General features: G+C 42.3%; 1 protein-coding gene. It reads left to right on the plus strand.

Translation table 11 applies throughout. From position 1 onward, the window contains the following. A partial coding sequence (locus FD688_RS07290) for a hypothetical protein (protein ID WP_190242834.1) occupies window positions 1–239 on the plus strand: 239 nt, incomplete at both ends.

Consider the following 239-nt stretch of genomic DNA (forward strand, 5'->3'; position numbering starts at 1 on the left):
CCTCCAAGCTATGTTTTATCATGCTGTAGTGCTCAGTCCTCTGCTTCTAGCTCTGAAAAACAAAGTTCTAGAGCTCAATCCTCTGCTTCTAGCTCTGAAGAACAAAGCTCTAGCGATCAATCCTCTGCTTCAAGCTCTGAAAAACAAAGTTCTAGTGCTCAATCCTCTGCTACTTCAAGCTCTGAAAAACAAAGTTCTAGAGCTCAATCCTCTGCTTCCAGCTCTGAAAAACAAAGTTC

This window comes from Apilactobacillus kunkeei, from assembly GCF_005930975.1.
Lineage (GTDB): Bacteria > Bacillota > Bacilli > Lactobacillales > Lactobacillaceae > Apilactobacillus > Apilactobacillus kunkeei_E.